The 20,841-nt window shown below is 70.6% G+C and carries 20 protein-coding genes; 13 read left to right on the forward strand and 7 right to left on the reverse strand.

Features of this window, described 5'->3' with window-relative positions:
* Nucleotides 1-22 precede the first annotated feature (22 nt).
* Entirely contained in the window at nucleotides 23-823 is an 801-nt protein-coding gene (locus ABZT06_RS24240; protein ID WP_355744449.1) for a hypothetical protein, read from the reverse strand.
* On the reverse strand, nucleotides 820-1,632 hold the full coding sequence (locus ABZT06_RS24245; protein ID WP_355744452.1) for a hypothetical protein: 813 nt from the start codon (nucleotides 1,630-1,632) through the stop codon (nucleotides 820-822). Before ABZT06_RS24245 ends, ABZT06_RS24240 begins: the two co-directional genes overlap by 4 nt.
* Before the next feature lie 109 nt (nucleotides 1,633-1,741).
* Here ABZT06_RS24245 and ABZT06_RS24250 point away from each other — a divergent pair, with 109 nt between their 5' ends.
* From ABZT06_RS24250 to ABZT06_RS24270, 5 genes are all read left to right on the forward strand, one after another.
* Nucleotides 1,742-2,104 carry a DsrE family protein gene (locus ABZT06_RS24250; protein WP_355744455.1) on the forward strand — a complete coding sequence of 121 codons (363 nt, stop codon included), beginning with the start codon at nucleotides 1,742-1,744 and terminating at the stop codon, nucleotides 2,102-2,104.
* A gap of 156 nt (nucleotides 2,105-2,260) precedes the next feature.
* Nucleotides 2,261-2,989, forward strand: a complete 729-nt coding sequence (locus ABZT06_RS24255) for a DUF2993 domain-containing protein (RefSeq protein WP_355744458.1) — start codon at nucleotides 2,261-2,263, stop codon at nucleotides 2,987-2,989.
* Nucleotides 2,990-3,399: 410 nt separating this feature from the next.
* Entirely contained in the window at nucleotides 3,400-4,239 is an 840-nt protein-coding gene (locus ABZT06_RS24260) for a sulfurtransferase (RefSeq protein WP_355744461.1), read from the forward strand.
* A gap of 60 nt (nucleotides 4,240-4,299) precedes the next feature.
* Nucleotides 4,300-4,587, forward strand: coding sequence for a DUF1416 domain-containing protein (locus ABZT06_RS24265; RefSeq protein ID WP_020122955.1), 288 nt, complete (start codon nucleotides 4,300-4,302; stop codon nucleotides 4,585-4,587).
* Nucleotides 4,588-4,662: 75 nt separating this feature from the next.
* Nucleotides 4,663-4,923, forward strand: a complete 261-nt coding sequence (locus ABZT06_RS24270) for a DUF3099 domain-containing protein (RefSeq protein ID WP_355744465.1) — start codon at nucleotides 4,663-4,665, stop codon at nucleotides 4,921-4,923.
* 213 nt (nucleotides 4,924-5,136) lie between these two features.
* Here ABZT06_RS24270 and ABZT06_RS24275 read toward each other — a convergent pair whose 3' ends face one another.
* Genes ABZT06_RS24275 through ABZT06_RS24285 form a run of 3 tightly spaced genes read right to left on the reverse strand, consistent with a single transcriptional unit; the run spans nucleotide 5,137 to nucleotide 7,378 of the window.
* The gene (locus tag ABZT06_RS24275) at nucleotides 5,137-6,210 is read right to left on the reverse strand and encodes a hypothetical protein (RefSeq protein ID WP_355744468.1); all 1,074 of its coding nucleotides are present in this window, start codon (nucleotides 6,208-6,210) and stop codon (nucleotides 5,137-5,139) included.
* Between the two features lie 2 nt (nucleotides 6,211-6,212).
* Nucleotides 6,213-6,467 carry a MoaD/ThiS family protein gene (locus ABZT06_RS24280; RefSeq protein ID WP_007382997.1) on the reverse strand — a complete coding sequence of 85 codons (255 nt, stop codon included), beginning with the start codon at nucleotides 6,465-6,467 and terminating at the stop codon, nucleotides 6,213-6,215.
* A gap of 38 nt (nucleotides 6,468-6,505) precedes the next feature.
* Nucleotides 6,506-7,378, reverse strand: coding sequence for an alpha/beta fold hydrolase (locus tag ABZT06_RS24285; RefSeq protein ID WP_355744471.1), 873 nt, complete (start codon nucleotides 7,376-7,378; stop codon nucleotides 6,506-6,508).
* 118 nt (nucleotides 7,379-7,496) lie between these two features.
* Here ABZT06_RS24285 and ABZT06_RS24290 point away from each other — a divergent pair, with 118 nt between their 5' ends.
* From ABZT06_RS24290 to ABZT06_RS24325, 8 genes are all read left to right on the forward strand, one after another.
* Entirely contained in the window at nucleotides 7,497-8,264 is a 768-nt protein-coding gene (locus ABZT06_RS24290) for a response regulator transcription factor (protein ID WP_355744474.1), read from the forward strand.
* Nucleotides 8,265-8,383: 119 nt separating this feature from the next.
* Nucleotides 8,384-9,406 (forward strand): LacI family DNA-binding transcriptional regulator, encoded by a 1,023-nt coding sequence (locus ABZT06_RS24295; RefSeq protein WP_355744477.1) that lies wholly within the window; start codon nucleotides 8,384-8,386, stop codon nucleotides 9,404-9,406.
* A 130-nt stretch (nucleotides 9,407-9,536) separates the two neighbouring features.
* Nucleotides 9,537-10,751, forward strand: coding sequence for a trypsin-like peptidase domain-containing protein (locus tag ABZT06_RS24300; protein WP_355744480.1), 1,215 nt, complete (start codon nucleotides 9,537-9,539; stop codon nucleotides 10,749-10,751).
* A 29-nt stretch (nucleotides 10,752-10,780) separates the two neighbouring features.
* Nucleotides 10,781-10,978: a hypothetical protein gene (locus ABZT06_RS24305; protein ID WP_355744483.1), complete on the forward strand. Its 198-nt coding sequence runs from the start codon at nucleotides 10,781-10,783 to the stop codon at nucleotides 10,976-10,978.
* Between the two features lie 108 nt (nucleotides 10,979-11,086).
* On the forward strand, nucleotides 11,087-11,821 hold the full coding sequence (locus ABZT06_RS24310; protein WP_355744486.1) for a response regulator transcription factor: 735 nt from the start codon (nucleotides 11,087-11,089) through the stop codon (nucleotides 11,819-11,821).
* Complete coding sequence (locus ABZT06_RS24315) at nucleotides 11,818-13,275, forward strand: HAMP domain-containing sensor histidine kinase (protein WP_355744488.1); 1,458 nt, start codon at nucleotides 11,818-11,820, stop codon at nucleotides 13,273-13,275. Before ABZT06_RS24310 ends, ABZT06_RS24315 begins: the two co-directional genes overlap by 4 nt.
* A gap of 77 nt (nucleotides 13,276-13,352) precedes the next feature.
* Nucleotides 13,353-15,395 carry a pectinesterase family protein gene (locus ABZT06_RS24320; RefSeq protein ID WP_355744491.1) on the forward strand — a complete coding sequence of 681 codons (2,043 nt, stop codon included), beginning with the start codon at nucleotides 13,353-13,355 and terminating at the stop codon, nucleotides 15,393-15,395.
* Nucleotides 15,396-15,471: 76 nt separating this feature from the next.
* Nucleotides 15,472-17,235, forward strand: coding sequence for an immunity 49 family protein (locus ABZT06_RS24325; RefSeq protein ID WP_355744494.1), 1,764 nt, complete (start codon nucleotides 15,472-15,474; stop codon nucleotides 17,233-17,235).
* Nucleotides 17,236-17,289: 54 nt separating this feature from the next.
* On the opposite strand, the gene ABZT06_RS24330 is transcribed toward ABZT06_RS24325, so the two are convergent.
* Nucleotides 17,290-19,074: an ABC transporter ATP-binding protein gene (locus tag ABZT06_RS24330; protein WP_355744497.1), complete on the reverse strand. Its 1,785-nt coding sequence runs from the start codon at nucleotides 19,072-19,074 to the stop codon at nucleotides 17,290-17,292.
* A gap of 596 nt (nucleotides 19,075-19,670) precedes the next feature.
* Entirely contained in the window at nucleotides 19,671-20,795 is a 1,125-nt protein-coding gene (locus ABZT06_RS24335) for a DUF2993 domain-containing protein (protein WP_355744500.1), read from the reverse strand.
* Between the last annotated feature and the right edge of the window lie 46 nt (nucleotides 20,796-20,841).

The following is a 20,841-nucleotide window of genomic DNA, read 5'->3' on the forward strand; positions in this document are numbered from 1 at the left end:
GGCTTCTCTTCCGTCTGCTCGGTCATACCGACTCCCCCGGTTCCGCGATGCGGTCGAGCTGTTCGCGCAGAAGCATCGCGATAGCCGTCTGCTGCATGGGCTTGGCGCTTTCCGCGGTGAGGCTGACCAGGACGTTGCCCTGCCGGGCCGCGCAGAACATCGCGTCCAGCTTCTCGTCGGCGTCCGTCGGCAGCAGGACGCAGCGGGCGTCCTTGTGGCCCTGGATCCGCGGCCCTTGACGCCCGGCATCGCCGAGGACGTCGAGGAACTCGTTCCCGGCCTCCGCGATCCCCCGCGCCGCCGCCTTGTTGTCCAGCTGCGAAAGCTCGATGGTCACAGTGGAGGCCTGGTCCGTGTAGACGGAGGACAGTTCCTCGGTGCTCAGGTAACTGCGCATCGCCATCCCTGTGATGCGCTGCTTGTCGATCTGCTTCTCCACCGCCTTGCGCTGGGTCCGGGGCAGCCTGCTGAACGGCTCCTTGCGCAGCGCCGTGGCCTGCGCACCGCTGAGCCGGGCGTCGTACCCGTACTCCCCGATGTCCGGCCCCCGGTTCCACCCGTCGGCGCCGTACGGCACGAGCATCGCCGACAGCCCCTGCAGGGCGACCGCCTGCGCCTGCTCCTTGGCGCCCTTGCCCTTCGGGAACTTCCACACGGGGGCGCCCGCGTCACGCTCCGCGCCGACGACGGTGATCACCGTGTAGCCGACCCCCGCGACGACCGCCACAGCCAGCACCACGGACGCGGCCACGGCGGCGATACGGCCCCGCCGCACCGGCTTCTTCGCCGGTTCACCGGAGGCGATGAGCTCGGTCTCGCTCACAGCTTCTTCACCTGCCGCTCCGCCAGATCCATGATCTTCGCCTTCGGTATGGGCTTGGTGTCCGAGACGAAGATCAGCATGAGAATGTCCCCGCGCCAGGCGACGGCCTTGGCGTTGTACAGCGGCAGATAGCCCGGCTTGGTCTCCGGCTTCGCGTCGGCGTACACCATGCCGTTGTCGCTTCCCGGAACCGCCCAGCTCTTCGTTCCGTCCCGGGACTCCTGGTAGGAGTTTTCACTGTCGGCCGAGTCGGAGGCGTTCAGCGCCTCCTCCTGCCTGAACTGGACCAGGCGGACCTCCACGCTGTACGTGCCGCCGATCTCCCAGCCCGTGTCGGCCGCGCGGCGGAACTCCTCGGAGACGAGGTCGCTGAACGTCTCGTCCGGCTTGTCGCCCAGCTCCGCCAGGTCGCCCAGCGTCATCCAGCTGTCGTGGCTCGCCCAGTCCGCGACCTTGGCCCCGGCCGGCTTCTTCAGCAGCAGCTTGCGCAGGTCACCGTCGGTCTTCACCCGACGGTCCTGGGCGGCGGACAGCGGTTCGGGCGCCGGTCCCTCGGCCTGGGACAGCGTCGGCTGGGAGAGCGAGGACAGCTTCGTCGGCTCGCGGTCGGCCTGGATCAGATAACCGGTACAGCCGCCGGCGAGGACGCCGAGTACGGCGGCACCCCCGATCAGTGCCGTGGTACGACCACGGCGGCGCGGCAACCGGCTCACGGCCGAGGGGTCGGCCTCGGTGACCGGGGCGGCCGGCTCGACCGGCTCCTCCCCGGCCCGAGCCGCTTCCCCTGTTTGTTCTGCTACTTCGGGCACTTGCAAGTCTTCCCTCACACCCAACCTGAAGCGCGCATGCCATATACACGCGCACAGGTGACTCATGGTCAACGGCCGCGGTTGTGCCCGCGCTGGTTACGATTCGGCCATGGCGAAGAAGCTCGTGATCAAGGTGACCGCCGGGGCCGACGCCCCCGAGCGCTGTTCGCAGGCGTTCACCGTCGCGGCGGTGGCCGTGGCCAGTGGGGTGGACGTCTCGCTGTGGCTGACCGGGGAGTCGGCGTGGTTCGCGCTGCCCGGCCGGGCCGCGGAGTTCGAGCTGCCGCACGCGGCACCGCTGCCCGACCTGCTCGAGTCGCTCCTCGCGGGCGGCCGGATCACCCTGTGCACCCAGTGCGCGGCCCGCCGGGACATCACGGAGAAGGACGTCATCGAGGGCGTACGGATCGCGGGGGCCCAGGTGTTCGTGCAGGAGGCGCTGGGGGACGAGACGCAGGCGCTCGTCTACTGAGCGGATCCCGGGGCAGGTACCGGGCGGGTACCGGCAGGACCCGAGGACTGTCACAGCTGATCGACAATCCGGCGGTCCCCTTACCCGGCACGGTTAGTCTCACGCTCGACGGCCACCCGTCCGTCGACAACACCGCCGCTCTGGGGGATCCACCGCATGCGCGCCCTGCGAATACTTCTGATCACCGCCGTGATTCTCGGCGGGCTGTTCGTCGCCGCCGACCGTCTGGCGGTCCACTTCGCGGAGGGCGAGGTCGCGGACCGGCTGAAGACACAGGAGGGGCTGACCACGACCCCGAGCGTGGACATCAAGGGGTTCCCGTTCCTGACCCAGGTGGCCGGCGGTGAGCTCGACGACGTCGAGGTCGGGATGAAGGACTACGCCGCGGACACCGGCACCAGCGGGGGCACGATCCGCATCGACGACCTGAACGCCGCCATGAAGGGCGTCGCGTTCTCCGGCGACTACAGCTCCGCCACCGCCTCCGACGCCGCCGGCACCGCGGCGATCGCCTACGACCAGCTGCTGAAGGCGGCCAAGTCGCAGGAGACCCAGCTTCCGCTGGGCGTCACCGCCAAGGTCGTCGGCCTCTCCGACGGCGGCAACGGCAAGATCAAGGTCGACATCAAGGTGAGCGCCCTGGAGAAGCCCGTCACCGTGCTGAGCACCGTCTCCGTCGTCGACGGGGACACCGTCCGGGTGCACGCCGACTCGATCCCCAGCTTCGGCAACATCACCCTCGCCGACTCCGACTTCCGTTCGATCGCCGACTTCGACCAGAAGATCGAGGGCCTGCCGGGCGGCATCAAGCTCGACAAGGTCGAAGCGGGTGCGAACGGTGTGGAGATCGCGGTGAAGGGTTCGGACGTCAAGCTCGCCGGGTAGGTCGAGCGTCGGGACGGGCGCCGGACGCCTCGCGCCGTGTGCCGCACGTCCGACAGGCGAGACGGTGACGTCCGCCCCGTAGATGTGATGACGGCTACAGCCGCCCGGGAACCGTACGACCACGGCCCGGGCGGCTTTCTGGTCCCACATCCCGGACGATCGCGTCTCAGCATGCGACACACCGGTGACATGCCGGTATGTCCGTCCCTACGATCGACCACTATGAAGCGACAGGCGGATCTCACGAAGCGGCGGGCAGTAGACCTGTGCCGCGTCGCCGCCATGCTCTGTCGCCCCTTCTGAGCGGACGGCACCGACCTCCGCATCCCCCTGCCTGGACTCTCAGGCATCCGTGCGCCCCGCGCACCCTTACGCACGCCCCGCCGCAACTGCCCCGGAGGAGAACGAGCATGAGCCGCAGCGACGTCCTGGTCGACGCCGACTGGGTCGAGGCCAACCTCGACAACGCCGACATCGCGATCGTGGAGGTGGACGAAGACACGTCCGCCTACGAGAAGAACCACATTCGCAATGCCATTCGGATCGACTGGACCAAGGACCTGCAGGACCCGGTCCGCCGCGACTTCATCGACCAGGAGGGCTTCGAGAAGCTCCTGTCGGCGAAGGGCATCGCCAACGACACGCTGGTGGTCCTGTACGGCGGCAACAACAACTGGTTCGCGTCCTACGCCTACTGGTACTTCAAGCTCTACGGCCACGAGAACGTCAAGCTTCTCGACGGCGGCCGCAAGAAGTGGGAGCTGGACGCCCGCGAGCTGGTCGAGGAGGTGCCCGAGCGCCCGACGACCGACTACAAGGCGAAGGCCCAGAACACTTCCATCCGCGCCTTCCGCGACGACGTGGTGGCGGCCATCGGTTCGCAGAACCTCGTCGACGTGCGGTCCCCCGACGAGTTCTCCGGCAAGCTGCTCGCCCCGGCCCACCTGCCGCAGGAGCAGTCGCAGCGTCCGGGCCACGTCCCGTCCGCGCGCAACATCCCGTGGTCGAAGAACGCCAACGACGACGGCACCTTCAAGTCGGACGAGGAGCTCAAGGAGCTCTACGCCGAGGAGCAGGTCGACCTCGCCAAGGACACCATCGCGTACTGCCGTATCGGTGAGCGCTCGGCCCTGACCTGGTTCGTGCTGCACGAGCTGCTCGGTGTCGAGAACGTCAAGAACTACGACGGCTCCTGGACCGAGTACGGCTCCCTGGTCGGCGTTCCGATCGAGCTCGGCGCCAACAAGTAAGAAACCCAGTTCCGACCCGACCGGCCTTCCTTCCGGTCAGACCCCTCTTTGGAGAAAGACATGTGTGGAGCGAAGGCCGGCGGCCCGGACGCCTCGACGATCAAGCCCGGTGAGACGACCATCCAGGGCCAGGTGACGCGTGACGGCGAGCCTGTGGTGGGCTACGTCCGCCTCCTGGACTCGACCGGCGAGTTCACGGCGGAGGTCCCGACCTCCGCGACGGGCCAGTTCCGCTTCTACGCGGCCGAGGGCACCTGGACCGTCCGCGCCCTGGTCCCGGGCGCCACCGCCGACCGCACGGTCGTCGCCCAGCAGGGCGGCCTGGCCGAGGTCGCGATCGCCGTCTGAGGCACCTGCCTGACCGGCTGAAGGGCCGTACCCCCGGGGTACGGCCCTTCAGCCTTCTCGTCCTACGCTGGATGCATGTTGGCACGACGGCGCCATGTCTACTTCGCCATGATGGGCACCTGTATCGGGCTGTTCGTCCTGGCCTGGGGGGTCGTGCGGCTCTGGTCGATGCCGGTGGCCGTGGGGATGTGCGTGGTAGCCATGGTGATCCCGCCGCTGGCCGCGATGGTCGCCAACCGGCGCGGCCCCGACGACCGCTGGTGGGACGACCCCTCCGGCGACCCCAAGTCCGACGAGTGGTGGGACGAGCTGGACGGGAAGAAGCGGCGGCAGTGACCGTCCCGGCACTGGCCTGACCGCAACCGGGGCTGCGCCCCGGACCCCCCATCGGCCCTTGTCGGCCTCGCCCTCAAACGCCGGGCGGGCTGAAAGGTGCCCGGCACCGACCACGTACCGCCGACTCCCCTTACCGCAAACAGGGCACACGCGGCTCTGGGCCTCTTTGAGGTCGCGCCCGCCGACTCTGTGGACCGGCACGGGCCCGGCGGTCTAGCCGATCGCCCGGCCCAGTACGTACACCGCCGGGGCCGCCGCGGCCAGGGGCAGGGCCACGCCGGCTGTGAAGTGCACGAAGCGGGACGGGTAGTCGTAGCTCGCGACCCGGTGGCCGATCAGCGCGCACACCGCGGCGCCCGCGCCGAGCAGGGCGCCCTTCGCGCCGAGGCCCGTCATCCCGCCGACGGCGATGCCCGCGCCCGCCGCGGCGAGCAGGGAGACGACGACGGAGGCCGGGGTCGGCAGGGGCAGCGCGCGGGCCAGGACCGCCACGGCCACCGCGGCCGCGCCGACCGTCACCGCGTCCGGGTCCGCCGCGAGGTGGCCGGTGGCCACGATCGCCAGGGCCGCCGAGGCGACGGTCGCCATCAGGCCGTACATCCGCTCGTCGGGGTCGGCGTGCGAGCGGAGCTGTATCACCAGGCTGAGCAGGACCCAGACGCCGAGGGTGCCGAGGATCGCGGCGGGCGCGTTCTCCCGGCCGGCCGTCAGCAGGGCCGCGTCCGCCACCAGCGCGCCGAGGAACGCCAGCGCGATGCCCTGGCGGGCGGGCCACATGCCGTTCAGCCGGAACCAGCCGGCCGCGGTGACGGCCTGGAGGACGACGAGGGGCACGAGGAGGGCGTACGACCCGATCGCCGCCGTACCGGCGAGCAGCAGGCCGAGCAGCGCGGTGAGCGCGGCGGGCTGGATGCCGGGTTCGATGACCGGGGACCGGCCCTCGAGACGGGCGCGCTGGGCGTCGGTGACGCGGGCGTTGCCGGCGAGGGTGGCCGGGCCGTAGTCGGAGGAGTCGGATCCGGGGGCGGCGGGCGGGGGTCCGTAACCGCCGGGGCCGGGAGCGGCGCCCCCCTGCTGCCCCGCGCCCGCGCCGTACCCCTGAGGCTCCGCGTCGTACGCCTGCTGGGGCGGCGGATACGCGGCCGGTGTCCCGACCTGGGTCTCCCAGGTCTGGCCCTGCCACTGCTGGGTGTACTGCTGGGCGGCCTGCGAGTCGTCGTACCCCTGCTGGGCCGGCCAGCCCTGCTGCGGGTACGGGTCGTAGCCCTCGTACGGCTGGTTCGTCATCGTCACCCTCCTGCGAACGGCGGGAGCACCTCGACCGTGCCGCCGTCGGCCAGCCGTACCGTCTCATGTCCGCGGGTGCCCACGGGGTCACCGTCGACGAGGAACGAGCATCGCCGCAGGACGCGCACGAGTTCGCCGGGGTGTCGCTCGCGCGCCGCGTCCAGCGCCTCGGCGAGCGTGGCCGCGTCGAACGGCTCCTCGGCGATCCCGGCCGCGGCCTTCGCGGCGGCCCAGTAGCGCACCGTGACCTTTGGCATCCGCTTCCTCAATCGATCGGTGGTGTACAGGGGCCAGGCTAGCGGCCCGCTGTGACAGCCCAGTCCCCGATACGGCCCAGCAGCTCGTCGCCGACCGCGTGCTCGGCGTGGCCCATGGGTTCGATCCACAGCTCGCCGTGGCCGTCGGCGGCCTCCGCGAGCATCCGCGGGTGGTCGAGCGGGAAGTAGCCGTCGCGGTCGCCGTGGACGATGAGCAACGGGGTGGGGGCGATCCCCGGGACCGCCTCCACCGGGGAGAGGGGGACGGGGTTCCAGTCCCGGTGGTGGATGCGGGTACGGAATCCGTAGCGGCCCACCAGGCGGCCCGCGGGGCGGGTCACCAGCCAGTGGAGCCTGCGCATGGGAGCCGTGCCGCGGTAGTACCAGCGGGCCGGTGAGCTGACCGAGACCACCGCGTCCGCGTGCGCGTCCACGTGCCCGGACGCGCCACCGCCGGTCTCTGGCCGGTACAGCGCCGCGTGCCGCAGCACCACCGAGCCGCCCATGGAGAAGCCGATGGTCGCCACACGCGTGTGGCCGAGTTCGCGGGCCCACGCCACCGCCGCGGCGAGATCCAGCACCTCGCGGTCGCCGACGGTGGAGCGCCCGCCGGAGGCTCCGTGGCCGCGGAAGGAGAACGTGACCACGCCGCCGTACCGCGTGAGCGCCTCCACCACCCGGCGAACATGAGGGCGATCCACGTCGCCGGTGAAACCGTGCGCGATCACGAACACCAGGTCACGCGCGGGTGACCGGGAGGCGTCGTATACGAAGGAGGGCGGATCGTATACGGAATCGATCGTCACACCGTCGTCAGTGTGCAGAAACGTCCGTATAGGTGGGGATGTGGGCGTCTCAGAGTGCGGACTCCCCGTGGAACGCACCACACGACCTGCCTGCTCCATGCTCATGTGGGCTATTCTCGTCGGAAGAGGACTCGGGCAACGCAGCCCCCGGGTCCTTTTGTGCTTTCGGATACCCCTGTATACGAGAGCCATGACCTCGCGGGACCGAGGAGGAACCAGACATATGAGTTCTCTGCTGCTCCTGACCAACGCCCTCCAGCCGTCGACGGAGGTGCTGCCTGCCCTCGGCCTGCTCCTGCACAACGTGCGCGTGGCGCCGGCGGAAGGCCCCGCACTCGTCGACACCCCCGGTGCCGACGTCATCCTCATCGACGGACGCCGTGACCTGCCCCAGGTCCGCAGCCTGTGCCAGCTGCTGCGCTCGACCGGGCCCGGCTGTCCGCTCATCCTCGTCGTGACCGAGGGCGGCCTCGCCGCCGTCACCGCCGACTGGGGCATCGACGACGTGCTCCTCGACACCGCCGGTCCGGCCGAGGTCGAGGCGCGGTTGCGGCTGGCCATGGGCCGGCAGCAGATCGTCAACGACGACTCCCCCATGGAGATCCGCAACGGCGACCTGTCGGTCGACGAGGCGACCTACTCCGCGAAGCTCAAGGGCCGGGTCCTCGACCTCACCTTCAAGGAGTTCGAGCTCCTCAAGTACCTCGCCCAGCACCCGGGCCGCGTCTTCACGCGCGCGCAGCTGCTGCAGGAGGTCTGGGGCTACGACTACTTCGGCGGCACCCGGACGGTCGACGTGCACGTACGACGGCTGCGCGCGAAGCTCGGACCCGAGCACGAGTCGCTGATCGGGACCGTCCGGAACGTCGGTTATCGATTCGTTACGCCCGAGAAGGGCGACCGGGTCACCGACGAGGCGAAGGCCAAGGCCGACCAGGCAAAGGCGGAGGATGCGGACGAGAGTGCCGCCCTCGAAGACGTAGAGGCATAGCGGGTCCCGCACATGGGCATGGCTCCGGCACCGACGTACCCCCGCATGGCCCACCGCGGGAGTACGGGGACCTCCTTCACGCCCTGCCCAGAGGCGGTCCATCCGCGTAGACTCCGCGCGTGGCCAAGGTAACCAGGGATGACGTGGCGCGGCTGGCGGGAACGTCCACCGCCGTAGTCAGCTATGTCATCAACAACGGACCCCGGCCGGTCGCCCCGGCCACGCGCGAGCGTGTCCTCGCCGCGATCAAGGAGCTGGGGTACCGGCCCGACCGGGTCGCCCAGGCGATGGCGTCCCGGCGCACCGATCTCATAGGCCTGATCGTGCCGGACGCGCGCCAGCCGTTCTTCGCGGAGATGGCGCATGCGGTCGAACAGGCCGCGTCCGAGCGCGGGAAGATGGTCCTTGTCGGGAACTCCGACTACATCGGCGAGCGCGAGGTCCACTACCTGCGGGCGTTCCTCGGCATGCGGGTCTCCGGGCTGATCCTGGTCTCGCACGCGCTGAACGACAACGCTGCCGCCGAGATCGACGCCTGGGACGCCCGGGTCGTCCTGCTGCACGAGCGGCCCGAGGCGATCGACGACGTCGCCGTCGTCCTCGATGACCTCTCCGGCGCGAAGACCGCCGTCGAGCATCTGCTGGGCCACGGCTACCCCTACGTCGCCTGTATGGGCGGCACCGCCGACACCCCCTCCGTCGGCGACCCGGTCTCCGATCACGTCGAAGGCTGGCGGCGGGCCATGGAGGAGGCCGGGCTCCCCACCGAGGGACGGCTCTTCGAGGCGCCGTACAACCGCTACGACGCGTATCAGGTGGCGCTCGGGCTGCTCTCCGGGCCCGATCGGCCGCCCGCCATCTTCTGCTCCACCGACGACCAGGCGATCGGCCTGCTGCGGGCGGCGCGCGAGCTGCGCATCGACGTGCCGGGCGAGCTGGGGGTCATCGGGTTCGACGACATCAAGGAAGCCGCGCTCGCGGACCCGCCGATGACGACCATGGCGTCGGACCGTTCGGCGATGGCCCGGGCCGCGGTGGACCTGGTGCTGGACGACGGGCTGCGGGTGGCGGGCTCCCGACGGGAGCGGCTGAAGGTGTTCCCGTCGAAGCTGGTCGTGCGCCGGTCCTGCGGCTGCGAGTGAGTTTCTGAGGACCGTCTGAGAACACCCGGCCGGAGGCCAGCGGCGGCTTTATATCGGGCATACGAGGTTCTGCCGGGCTTCTCAGGGAGCACTCAGCAAGCTCTCATGGTCGCGGGACAAGCTCTTTGTCATGACCGAGAGCTTCCGCCGCGACGGCGAGTACGAGCAGTACGACAACCCCTTCCAGGGCGCCCAGCAGCAGCACGCTTCGTCGCCCGTGAACCCCGAGTGGCCGCCCCCGCCGGCCCAGCCGCCCGCCACTCCCCCGCAGCCCGCGGCACCCGTCCAGCAGCCGGTCGAGCCGACGACCGTGTGGCCGGGCCGGCAGCAGGCGCACACGCAGCCTCAGCCCGCCGCCTTCGCCTCCGAGGGCGCCGGCGCGTACGGCGGCGGCGACGGCAACGGCGGCGGAACCGCTCTCCTCACCGCGGCCCCCACGGAGCCCGGGGCACCGGCCCCCGCTCCGAAGAGGCGCGCCCGCGGCCCCCTCGCCCTGCTCGCCGCCGTGGCGATCGTCGCCGCGGCGATAGGCGGCGGCACCGCCTACGGCATCCAGGAGCTGACCGGCAACGACACGGTCGCCTCCAGCAGCACCAGCACCAGCGTGGTGCCGTCCTCCGCCAAGGGCACGGTCGCCGGGGTCGCCAAGGCGGTCAGCCCGAGCATCGTCGAGATCAACGCCACCTCGAACGCCGGCGAGTCCACCGGCTCCGGCGTGATCATCACCAGTGACGGCGAGATCATCACCAACAACCACGTCATCTCCGGCGCCACCTCCGTCAAGGTGAGCACCAGCGACGGCAAGACGTACACCGCGAAGGTCGTCGGCACCGACAGCAAGAAGGACCTCGCCCTCATCAAGCTGGAGAACGCCTCCGGTCTGACCGTGGCCACCCTCGGCAACTCCGACGGCGTCCAGGTCGGCGACCAGGTCGTGGCGATCGGCTCTCCCGAGGGCCTGACCGGCACCGTGACCAGCGGCATCGTCTCGGCCCTGAACCGGGACGTGACCGTCGCGACCGACGAGGGCCAGAGTCAGAGTCAGGGCCAGAGCGGCGGCAACGGCCAGTGGCCGTTCGAGTTCGGCGGCCGGCAGTTCAACGGCGACACCGGCTCGTCCACCACGACGTACAAGGCGATCCAGACGGACGCGTCCCTCAACCCGGGCAACTCCGGCGGTGCGCTGATCGACATGAACGGCAACATCATCGGCATCAACTCGGCGATGTACTCGGCCACTTCGGACTCGTCCACGGCAGGCAGCGCGGGCCTCGGCTTCTCCATCCCGATCAACACCGTCAAGTCCGACCTGGCCACGCTGCGGGCCGGCGGCACCGACAGCTGACACCCCCTGACCTTCGCGAGGAGTACGTCATGATCAAGCAGGTTTCGCACACGGTGGCCGGTACCGACCCGGCCGGGTTCGCCCTGGCCCTCGACGTGGCGTACGCACTGCACGCCCCGGCGCCCCGGGCCCCCGAGGTGGCGTCCACTGCGGTGGCGTCCACGGCGGTGGCCCGCCGCGGGGCCGGCGCCGCACGCAGCCGCCGCCGCAGCGTCGCACGCGGCTGAGCCCGCGCGAGCACGTCCTTCAGCGCCAGCAGGGAACCATGCGAGGCTGAAAGCGTTCATCACCTTCAGTCCCGTGTTCTTCCCACCGCACCCGAGGAATCCCCAGCCATGAGCCCCGCCGAAGGCGACCGTGACCCCCAGCGCATCCTGATCGTCGACGACGAGCCGGCGGTGCGCGAAGCACTCCAGCGCAGCCTCGCCTTCGAGGGCTACGACACGGAGGTCGCCGTGGACGGCGCCGACGCACTCGACAAGGCGACGGCGTACCGGCCCGACCTGGTCGTCCTCGACATCCAGATGCCCCGCATGGACGGACTCACGGCCGCCCGGCGCATCCGCGGCGCCGGCGACACGACCCCCATCCTCATGCTGACGGCCCGCGACACGGTCGGCGACCGGGTCACCGGGCTCGACGCGGGCGCCGACGACTATCTGGTCAAGCCGTTCGAGCTGGACGAGCTGTTCGCCCGGGTCCGCGCGCTGCTGCGGCGCAGCTCCTACGCCGCGGCCGCCGGCGCGGCCGTGGAGGACGACGAGGCGCTCACCTTCGCCGACCTGCGGATGGACCTGGCGACGCGTGAGGTCACGCGCGCGGGGCGGCCGGTGGAGCTGACCCGTACGGAGTTCACCCTGCTCGAGATGTTCATGGCTCACCCGCGCCAGGTCCTGACCCGCGAGCAGATCCTGAAGGCGGTGTGGGGCTTCGACTTCGAGCCGTCCTCCAATTCGCTGGACGTCTACGTCATGTACCTGCGCCGCAAGACCGAGGCGGGCGGTGAGCCGCGGCTCGTGCACACGGTGCGGGGCGTGGGGTATGTGCTGCGGCAGGGCGGCGCGGAGTGAACAGGGTCGTACGGCGGTACCGGTCCCTTCCGATCCGGTCACGGCTGGCACTGCTCGTGGCGGCGGCGGTGGCGTTCGCGGTGGCGGCGGTGTCGGTGACGTGCTGGTTCATCGTGCAGGGGAAGCTGTACGACCAGGTGGACAACGACCTCCAGAAGTCGGTGCGGGGGCCGGCGCTGGAAGGTCAGGCCAACGCCGCGGTCGGCGACTGCACCACACAGACCTCCTCGCAGAACACCGACGGCCCCCGCAACACCTACTTCCAGGTGGTCGCGGAGAGCGGCAAGACCTGTGTCTTCCCTTACTCCCTCGGCGCGGTCAAGGTCACCCAGGCCGACAAGGACCTGATCGAGAACGGGCAGCCCGGTCAGGGTGTCATCCACAACAGCACCGACGGGGACGGCAACAACGTACGTGTCCTCGCACTGCCCGGATACACGGTCACGGAAAAGGACACGGGCGCCACCTCCAAGGCGGCCATTCTCATCGCCCTCCCGCTGAACAGCACCGAGAAGACCCTCAACGACCTCGCCCTCATCCTCCTCCTCGTCTCCGGTGTCGGAGTCCTCGGTGCCGGTGCCGCAGGTCTCTTCGTCGCCCGCGCGGGCCTGCGCCCCGTGGACAAGCTCACCGAGGCCGTGGAACACGTGGCCCGGACGGAGGACCTCGGCATCCGCATCCCCGTCGAGGACGACGCCGAGGACGAGGTCGCCAGGCTCTCCCGCTCCTTCAACTCGATGACGAGCTCCCTCGCCAGCTCCCGCGAGCTCCAGCAGCAGCTCATCGCCGACGCGGGGCACGAGCTGCGCACCCCGCTCACCTCCCTGCGCACCAACATCGAACTCCTCACCCGCAGCGAGGAGACCGGCCGCCCCCTCCCCGAGGCCGACCGCAAGGCACTGCTCGCCTCGGTGAAGGCGCAGATGACCGAACTGGCCGCTCTCATAGGAGACTTGCAGGAGCTGTCCCGCTCGGAGGGCCAGCGCGGCGAACGCGTGCAGGTCGTCTCGCTGGAGGACACCGTCGACGCGGCCCTGCGCCGGGCACGGCTGCGGGGCCCGGAGCTCACCATCAACGCCTCACTGGAGCCCTGGTACACCCGCGCGGAACCGGCCGCTCTGGAGCGCGCGGTGGTCAACATCCTCGACAACGCGGTGAAGTTCAGCCCCGAGGGCGGAAGGATCGACGTCCAGCTCACCCAGGGCGTTCTGACCGTCCGGGACCACGGCCCCGGCATCCCCGCCGAGGAACTCCCGCACGTCTTCGACCGCTTCTGGCGCTCCCCCAGCGCCCGCGCCCTGCCCGGCTCCGGCCTCGGCCTGTCCATCGTGGCCCGCACGGTCCAGCAGTCCGGCGGCGAGGTCACCCTCGACCACGCCGAAGGCGGCGGCACCATCGCGACCGTACGACTGCCGGGGGCGCCGACTCCGCCACCGGAGACCCCCGCGCCGTAGAACGGGCGCGGCAACCTTCCGCGTCGGGGCGGCGACTGCACTGCGGTCCCTACCCCCCGCACGGAACGGATGACCCCATGGCCCAGCATCGCCGACGCCGAACCACCGCTCTCGCCCTCGGTGTTCCGCTCGCCCTGACGGCCGCCGGAGGGCTCGCCTACGGCTTTCTCCCCGGCGCCCAGCCCAGGGCGTCCGCCGCCACCACCGCCGCCCCCGCCTGGGCCACCGCCGCCGCAGACGGCTTCGCCTCCGTCGACGCGCTCGGGCAGAACGGGACCTACGGCGGCCGGGACGGTCAGATCGTCACCGTGAAGACGCTCGCCGACCTGGAGAAGTACGCGACCGCGAGCGCGCCGTACGTCATCGTCGTCGCGGCCACCATCGACATGGACCCGGTCGGGAAAGAGATCAAGGTCCAGTCGAACAAGACCATCGTCGGGTCCGGCACCTCCGGGCAGATCGTCGGCGGCGGCTTCTTCCTCGGGGCGGGCGTGCACAACGTCATCATCCGGAACCTGACCATCCGGGACGCTTACCAAGGGGTCTGGAACGACAAGGAACACGACTTCGACGCCATCCAGATGGACGGCGCCCACCACGTGTGGATCGACCACAACGACCTGCGGCACATGGCCGACGGACTCATCGACGTCCGCAAGGACAGCACCTATGTGACGGTCTCCTGGAACAAACTCAGCCAGGACAACAAGGCGTTCGGCATCGGCTGGACGGAGAACGTCGTCACCGACATCACCATCCACCACAACTGGATCCGCGAGACCGAGCAGCGCAACCCCTCGACCGACAACGCGGCCCACGCCCACCTCTACAACAACTTCCTCGAGGACGTGGCCGGGACGGACATCAACTCCTCCTACGGCAACTACTCGCGCGGCGCGACGAAGATGGTCCTGGAGAACTCCTGGTTCCAGGGCTTCAAGAACCCGGTCATCAAGGACAGCACCGCGAGCATCGTCCAGAAGGGCAACACCTTCGTGGGCACGAGCGGCAGGAACGAGAGCGGGGGCACCGCCTTCGATCCGAAGACCTACTACGCCTACACGCTCGACAAGACGGCCGATGTGCCCGCGCTGCTGAAGTCGGGCGCGGGGCCGCGCGGTTCGATCGGCACGACGGCCACAGCCACCACCAGGGTGGCGGCGGCCACGACGCTCACCGTCGCCAAGGACGGCAGCGGGCAGTACTCGACCGTGCAGGCCGCGGTGAACGCCGTACCGGCGAACAACGCCTCCCGCGTGGTGATCTCCGTGAAGCCGGGGACGTACCGCGAGCTGGTCAAGGTGCCGTCCAACAAGCCGCACGTGACCATCCAGGGCACGGGATCCAGCCGTGGCGACACGGTGATCGTCTACAACAACGCGTCCGGTACGCCCAAGCCGGACGGCTCCGGCACCTACGGCACCGGCGGCAGCGCCACCGTCGCCGTGGAGGCCGACGACTTCCAGGCCCGCAACCTGACGGTCTCCAACGACTTCGACGAGAAGGCGCACCAGGACATCGCCCAGCAGGCCGTCGCCCTGCGCACCGCCGCCGACAAGGTGTTCCTCGACGGGGTCATCGTCACCGGCGACCAGGACACACTGCTCGTGGACACCGCGTCCAAGGACAAACTGGGCCGCGTCTACATGAGGAACTCCTACGTCGTCGGCAACGTCGACTTCATCTTCGGCCGGGCCACCGCGGTGATCGACAAGTCCGTCATCACGCTGAAGAAGCGCTGGGACGGCAGCTCGGCCGGTTACGTCACCGCCCCCAGCACCGCCGCGAACCGCAAGGGCATCCTCATCGCCAACTCGACGGTGAACGGGGACGTCTCGGCCGCGAGCTTCTACCTGGGCCGCCCCTGGCACGCGGGCGGTGACGCGAGCCTCGACCCGCAGGCGACGGTCCGCAACACCTCGCTGAGCGCCGCGGTCAGGTCCACGCCGTGGACCGACATGAGCGGGTTCTCCTGGAAGGACGACCGGTTCGCGGAGTACAAGAACACCGGCGCGGGCTCGGGCGCGGCTTCGAGCAACCGGCCCCAGCTGAGCGACGCGCAGGCCGCCGGCCAGGAGGTCGCGGACTGGCTGGGCGACTGGACGCCCAGCGCGGCCTGATCTGGTCCGCTCCTCTGTCAGACCCTCGATCTAGGCTGGTTTCGCAGATCAGGAAGTCGGACGGGGGAGCGGAACAATGGTGCGTATCGAAAGGCATCGGGTCGGCGAGGCGGCCGTATCGGCGGTGCGGAAGGACTTCGCGAACAGGATCGGTTCGCAGGTCCACTCCATGTCCAAGGCCGGCCCGGTGACGGCGTGGGAGTGGTGGCTGATCGCCCAGGAGTTCGTCGAGTATCTCGGCGCACTCTCGGTGGAGACCCCGGATCTCCACTCCCCCGAGGCGAAGGCGGTCCTGGAGGACGCGGCCGAGGCGGCCGTCGGCGCGGTGGCGTACGCGGCGTACTTCCCGCGCGACCACTTCGAGGTCTTCCTCACCTACCCGAACTGGGGCCTGGTCTACGACCGCGAGCCGGGCGGCACCCCGGAGCCGGTCACGGCCGTGAAGTGGCTGGACGCCTTCTGCCTGGCGATCCTCGTCGAGAAGACCCAATGGCACGGCGAGGCCTTCCACTTCGCGCGCGAGGCCCCCCAGCAGGGCCGCTCCGGACACCCCGACGCCGAACTGATCAACGGCTTCATGGCGTACGTCATCGGGGACACCGCGGACGACGACGACACCTACCCGCCCTCCCGCGAGCGGAAGCTCACCGCGCTCGACGCGGCGCTGGACCGGGTCCGGGCGCTGGAGACGGAGACCGGCCGCCGGCTCGCCGACCAGCCGTACGGCATCGGGCTGCGGGCGCTGCGCGCGCTGACCGCGGGCGACCGGGAGGGGTTCGGCGAGGCGGTCGTACGGCTGTTGAGGCCGCTGACCGGCACGACCGGGCCCGGAGCGCGGCCGGGCAGTCTTCTCCCGCTCCTGCCGATCGCCCTGACGGCGCTGGCGTACCGGGACGAGGGCTGGCCGCCGGCCGCCGACAGCGACTATCTGCCGGACGCGCTGGTCACCGGGTTCAAGGCCACCCCGCCGCGGGTCGGGGCGTACGGCCGGGACCGCCGCCCGGACGCGGTGGCCGAACTCGGCACGGGGGTCGTGGAGTTCGGGCGGACCTTGGAGCCGCGTCCCCTCGACCCGGACAGTGAGGAGCAGTTCGAGCGGTACACCCGGGACGCCGTCACCCCGATGCCAGGCAAGTCGCTCACCACGTTCGAGCTGGCCTACGCCGTCACCTATCAGGAGCTGCTCTTCCGGACCCGTGCCGCGCACACACCCGACGCGAGCGACGCCCAGCTGGAGAACCTGCGGCTGGCCGCGGAGCTGGGGGCCGCGCTGTTCCGTACGACGCTGGCGGAGCCCGGCACCGAGGTACCGGTCACGATCGACGGCAGGACCGTGACGTACCCCGCCTGCCGGGACGAGGACGCCGGGCCGGGGGCCTGGCACCGGGCGGTGCACCTCGCGCTGATCACGGGGCGGCGGGAGCATCTGGCGCCGCTGGTCCTGGCGGGACCTGAGCGCGTCGGCCCGGACCGTTCCGTGTCGGCCTCCTACCGGCGGGCCCTGCACGACTACCTGCGCGGCGAGGACCCCGAGCCCGCCACCGACCTGGCGTTGCGGGACGCGGGCAAGGCCCGGGACCAGGGTTTCCCGCCCCCGCCGGCCGTGCTCTTCTCCCAGCTCGTCGAGGGCGACGAGGAGAGCTTCAACCTCGCCCTCCTGGACGCCCTCACCGCCCACCGCGACCACTACGCCGTCGCCGACCGCCCCTCCGACCCGGACGCCGCGATCAGCCTCGACATTCTGGCCCTGGTCTGCCACGCGCGGCGGCGAGGGTGGGAGATCGGGGTGCGGTCGCCGTATCTGCCGACGCGGATCGTGGAGGCGGCGGTGCCGTTCTGACAAGGGCTTCGGTTCCGACAATTCCCGGCGGGGCCGACGGGGACGGGGGTGCGGTCAGCGGCGCAGCACCACCGTGTCGTCCGCCAGCGTCCGCAGGATCATCGTGTCCTCCGGGAGCGGGCCCAGCAGACGGGCGTAGGCGCCTCGGCGGGCCACCAGTTCCGCGTGGGTGCCCGCCTCCACCAGGCCTCCGCCGTCCACCACCAGGATCCGGTCCGCGTCCGGGGCCAGACTCAGATCGTGGGTGATCATGATGGTCGTTCGGCCGGACATCAGGCGGCGCAGGGGCTGGACGACCTGACGGGCGGCCACCGAGTCGAGACCGGCGGTGGGTTCGTCGAGGACGAGGACGGGCGCGCCCCGGAGCATCGCGCGGGCGATGGTGATCCGCTTGAGCTGGCCGCCGGACAGGGCCGCGGTGCCGGGGGCGATCTCGGTGCCGTAGCCCTCGGGGAGGGCCGTGATGAAGTCGTGGGCCGCGGCCGCGCGGGCCGCCTGTTCGATCTCCTGGTCGCTCGCGCCGGGGCGGCCCGTCTCGATGTTCTCGCGGATCGTGCCGTTGAGGATCAGCGTCTCCTGCGGGAGCAGGGCGACCTGTTGGCGCAGGAACTCCAGGCCCATGTGGGTGAGCGGGACACCGTCCAGGGTGATCACGCCCGCGGAGGGGTCGTAGAAGCGGGTGAGGAGCTTGGCCAGGGTGGACTTGCCGGCGCCGCTCGGGCCAGTGATGATCACCAGTTCGCCGGGGGCCGCCGAGAAGGACACGTCGGTGAGGGAGTCGCGGTGGGCGCCCGGGTAGCGGAAGTGCACGCCGTGGAAGCCGACCCAGCCGTGGACGGGCCAGGTGGGGACGGGTTCGGCGGGGTCGCCGACCGACGGTTGCGTGTCCAGGATCTCGTTCAGGCGCTGGGCGCCCGCGGTGGCCGCCGTGAGGGTCAGACCCAGCTGGCCGAGGTTGCGGACCGGCGGGTACAGGTAGCCGATGAAGGCGGCGAAGGCGAGGAGTTGGCCCAGCGTCATCCGGCCGGCCGAGATCTCCCAGACGCCCAGGCCGATCACGGCGAGGACGCACAGGGTCTCGACGACCTCGACGAACTGCTCGTACATCTCGCTCAACCGGGCCCCGCGCACGGACGCCTTCATCCAGGCGCGGGCCTCGCGGTCCAGGCGCCGCTCCTCGTCGCGGCGGCGGTTGTACGCCTGGGTCAGCACGACATTGCCGAGTGACTCCTCCACGACGGAGGTGATCGCGCCGTCCGCGACCCGCTCGTCCTGCGAGGCCTCCTTGATCCGGCCGGAGAAGCGGCGGGCGGCGAACAGGAACAGGGGCGCGAGGACGAAGGTGGCGAGCGCCAGGTCCCAGCGCAGGTACAGGGCGGCCACCGAGTAGAAGACGGCTGAGAAGGCGGCGGCGACGGTGCCGACGACGCCGGACACGACCATCTGCTCGATGGCCTCGACGTCACCGGTGAGGCGTTCGACCAGGTCGCCCTGGCGGTGCCTCTGGAAGAAGTGCGGGGGCAGGTCCTGGATGTGCCGGAAGACCTTCGCGCGCAGCCGCAGCACGAATCTCTCCGCGGTCCAGGTCGCCAGCGAGTTGCCGAGGTAGCCGACGAGCGCGCCGAGCGCGGCGACACCGAGCCAGGCGCCGGCCGGGCCCCAGAAGGCGGCGAGCGAACCGGCTTTGAGGGCGGTGTCGGTGAGCTGCGCGAACAGCAGGATCGCGGCGGTCTCGGCGAGCGCGGACACCACCACGCACGCGACGATGGCCGCCAGCCACTTGCGGTCGCCGCGGGTCAGCGGCCAGAAACGGCGGAAGGCCTCGCGGACTTCCCTCATGACGACTCCCTTTCAGGTACGGCGGTGGCGGGCGGCGGAGACGGCCGAGGCGGGGCCGCCGGCGCGAGACGCGCTCGCTGACCGGTGGCCCCGCCTCGTGGCGTGCTGCCTCAGCCCTTGTGGGCGATCGGGCGGCGCTTCGGCGCGTGCTTCTTGTGCGCCTTCTTCTTCGGGGCCGGAGCGGGCTTGACGGGCGGCTTGACGGGGGCGATCTTGTGGAAGCTCATGTCCGAATCCCTCACTGTCCTGGTTCTGCAACAGTTCCTCTACCGATCTGCTGCAATTACTTATGAATGAATTTGATTTACTTCAGTGAATTCCGTGTCAGTCCTTGTGGGCGATCGGGCGGCGCTTCGGCGTGTGCTTCTTGTGCGCCTTTTTCTTCGGGGCCGGAGCGGGCTTGACGGGCGGCTTGACGGGGACGATCTTATGGAAGCTCATCTTGTTCTCCTTTGCGTTTGCGTCGTTCGCTGTCGACATGGAAAACACTACGGCATTCCCGCGGCCGAAAAAGCCATTCCGCCTTAGACCTCAATAAGACTGGATGTGCATCGCCTGAGAATCGAAAGGCTGACACAGAATTTAAGGCCGGACATCTACTGACCGACCGCCAGTCCGGAGCCCTCGACACGCACCCGGATGCCGTCCTTCACCACGCGCACGTCCCGCAGGCGCAGTTCGCCGCTGGGTGGCTCGGGCAGCCGGAAGCCGAGGGAGAGGCGGTCGGCGAGGACCGGACGGGTCAGACGGGAGAGCGCGCCGAGGAGCGCCGGGTCCAGACCCAACCGGTCCAGAAGTTCGGGGTGGGCCAGGGCGAGGTCGAGGAGGTTGAGGCGCATGGCCTGCCGTACGAACTCCGGGCGGCCGGTCAGACGGGACAGCGCCGTGTCGGAGCGCTGTGCCTCGCGCACGGCGGAGTCGGGCACGCCCAGCGCGCGCACCACCGACGGGACCGCCAGCACGGCACGGGCCCTGCGCGTCTCGCGGGCCAGGGCGGCGGCGGACGTACGGGTCAGATGCAGGCCCTGCGCGGGGCGCGTGCCCGGCCGGTAGGTCGCCAGGTCCCCGATGTCCAGGCGCATCCCGCCGATCCGGGTGTCGACGCCCCGCTGCCCGTCACGCGCCACGCGTACGTCGGCCCGCAGCCGCAGGTCGTGCCCGGCGACCGGGAGCGTGCCGCGCACGGCGACCCGGTCACGGCTCGCGCCCCTGAACGTCACCTGGGACGCGCCGAGTTCACGGTTCATGTCGGCGAAGGAGAGCAGCACGTCACCGTGCAACTCGGGAACGCGTGCCCCGCGCACGGAGGTCGGCCCGTCGCCGTCGAGCCGTATGTCGTGGGCGGTCGCCGACACCGCGGCCAGCGTGACCCGGTCGGCGGCCACGTCCGGGACGGTCACCTTCACCGAGTCCAGGCGTTTGCCGACGAGTTGGGTCAGGAAGGGGAAGCCGTCGATCTCCACCTCGGGCGCCGCGGTCAGCCGCAGCCGGTCCTTGAGGGTGTCAGCGGCCTCGTGCTCGGCGTAGAGGACGGCCCAGCGGTCGGCGAGCGTGAGGAAGGCGGCCAGCACCAGCAGCGAGGCGACCGTCTTCAGTACGAAGGGCAGGCCGGTGAAACGGCCCCGCCGACGCCTCCGCCCGGTGCGGCGGTGGGTGGTCGGCGGGGCCGGGGGTACGACATGTGGGTGGGGATGCGTGGGTATGGGGTGGGGGGAACGCATCGATCCATCCGATCATGCGTGGACCCCCCGCCCGCAACCTCCACCC

This window comes from Streptomyces sp. NPDC005483 (assembly GCF_040606035.1).
Taxonomy (GTDB): domain Bacteria; phylum Actinomycetota; class Actinomycetes; order Streptomycetales; family Streptomycetaceae; genus Streptomyces.

Coding starts and splice junctions, on each gene's coding strand:
- ABZT06_RS24335 (WP_355744500.1), bottom strand. CDS start 20,795: ATGCGTTCCCCCCACCCCATACCCACGCATCCCCACCCACATGTCGTA.
- ABZT06_RS24300 (WP_355744480.1), top strand. CDS start 9,537: ATGACCGAGAGCTTCCGCCGCGACGGCGAGTACGAGCAGTACGACAAC.
- ABZT06_RS24250 (WP_355744455.1), top strand. CDS start 1,742: ATGGCGAAGAAGCTCGTGATCAAGGTGACCGCCGGGGCCGACGCCCCC.
- ABZT06_RS24305 (WP_355744483.1), top strand. CDS start 10,781: ATGATCAAGCAGGTTTCGCACACGGTGGCCGGTACCGACCCGGCCGGG.
- ABZT06_RS24260 (WP_355744461.1), top strand. CDS start 3,400: ATGAGCCGCAGCGACGTCCTGGTCGACGCCGACTGGGTCGAGGCCAAC.
- ABZT06_RS24285 (WP_355744471.1), bottom strand. CDS start 7,378: ATGAGCATGGAGCAGGCAGGTCGTGTGGTGCGTTCCACGGGGAGTCCG.
- ABZT06_RS24330 (WP_355744497.1), bottom strand. CDS start 19,074: ATGAGGGAAGTCCGCGAGGCCTTCCGCCGTTTCTGGCCGCTGACCCGC.
- ABZT06_RS24290 (WP_355744474.1), top strand. CDS start 7,497: ATGAGTTCTCTGCTGCTCCTGACCAACGCCCTCCAGCCGTCGACGGAG.
- ABZT06_RS24325 (WP_355744494.1), top strand. CDS start 15,472: ATGGTGCGTATCGAAAGGCATCGGGTCGGCGAGGCGGCCGTATCGGCG.
- ABZT06_RS24280 (WP_007382997.1), bottom strand. CDS start 6,467: ATGCCAAAGGTCACGGTGCGCTACTGGGCCGCCGCGAAGGCCGCGGCC.
- ABZT06_RS24320 (WP_355744491.1), top strand. CDS start 13,353: ATGGCCCAGCATCGCCGACGCCGAACCACCGCTCTCGCCCTCGGTGTT.
- ABZT06_RS24270 (WP_355744465.1), top strand. CDS start 4,663: ATGTTGGCACGACGGCGCCATGTCTACTTCGCCATGATGGGCACCTGT.
- ABZT06_RS24310 (WP_355744486.1), top strand. CDS start 11,087: ATGAGCCCCGCCGAAGGCGACCGTGACCCCCAGCGCATCCTGATCGTC.
- ABZT06_RS24275 (WP_355744468.1), bottom strand. CDS start 6,210: ATGACGAACCAGCCGTACGAGGGCTACGACCCGTACCCGCAGCAGGGC.
- ABZT06_RS24265 (WP_020122955.1), top strand. CDS start 4,300: ATGTGTGGAGCGAAGGCCGGCGGCCCGGACGCCTCGACGATCAAGCCC.
- ABZT06_RS24255 (WP_355744458.1), top strand. CDS start 2,261: ATGCGCGCCCTGCGAATACTTCTGATCACCGCCGTGATTCTCGGCGGG.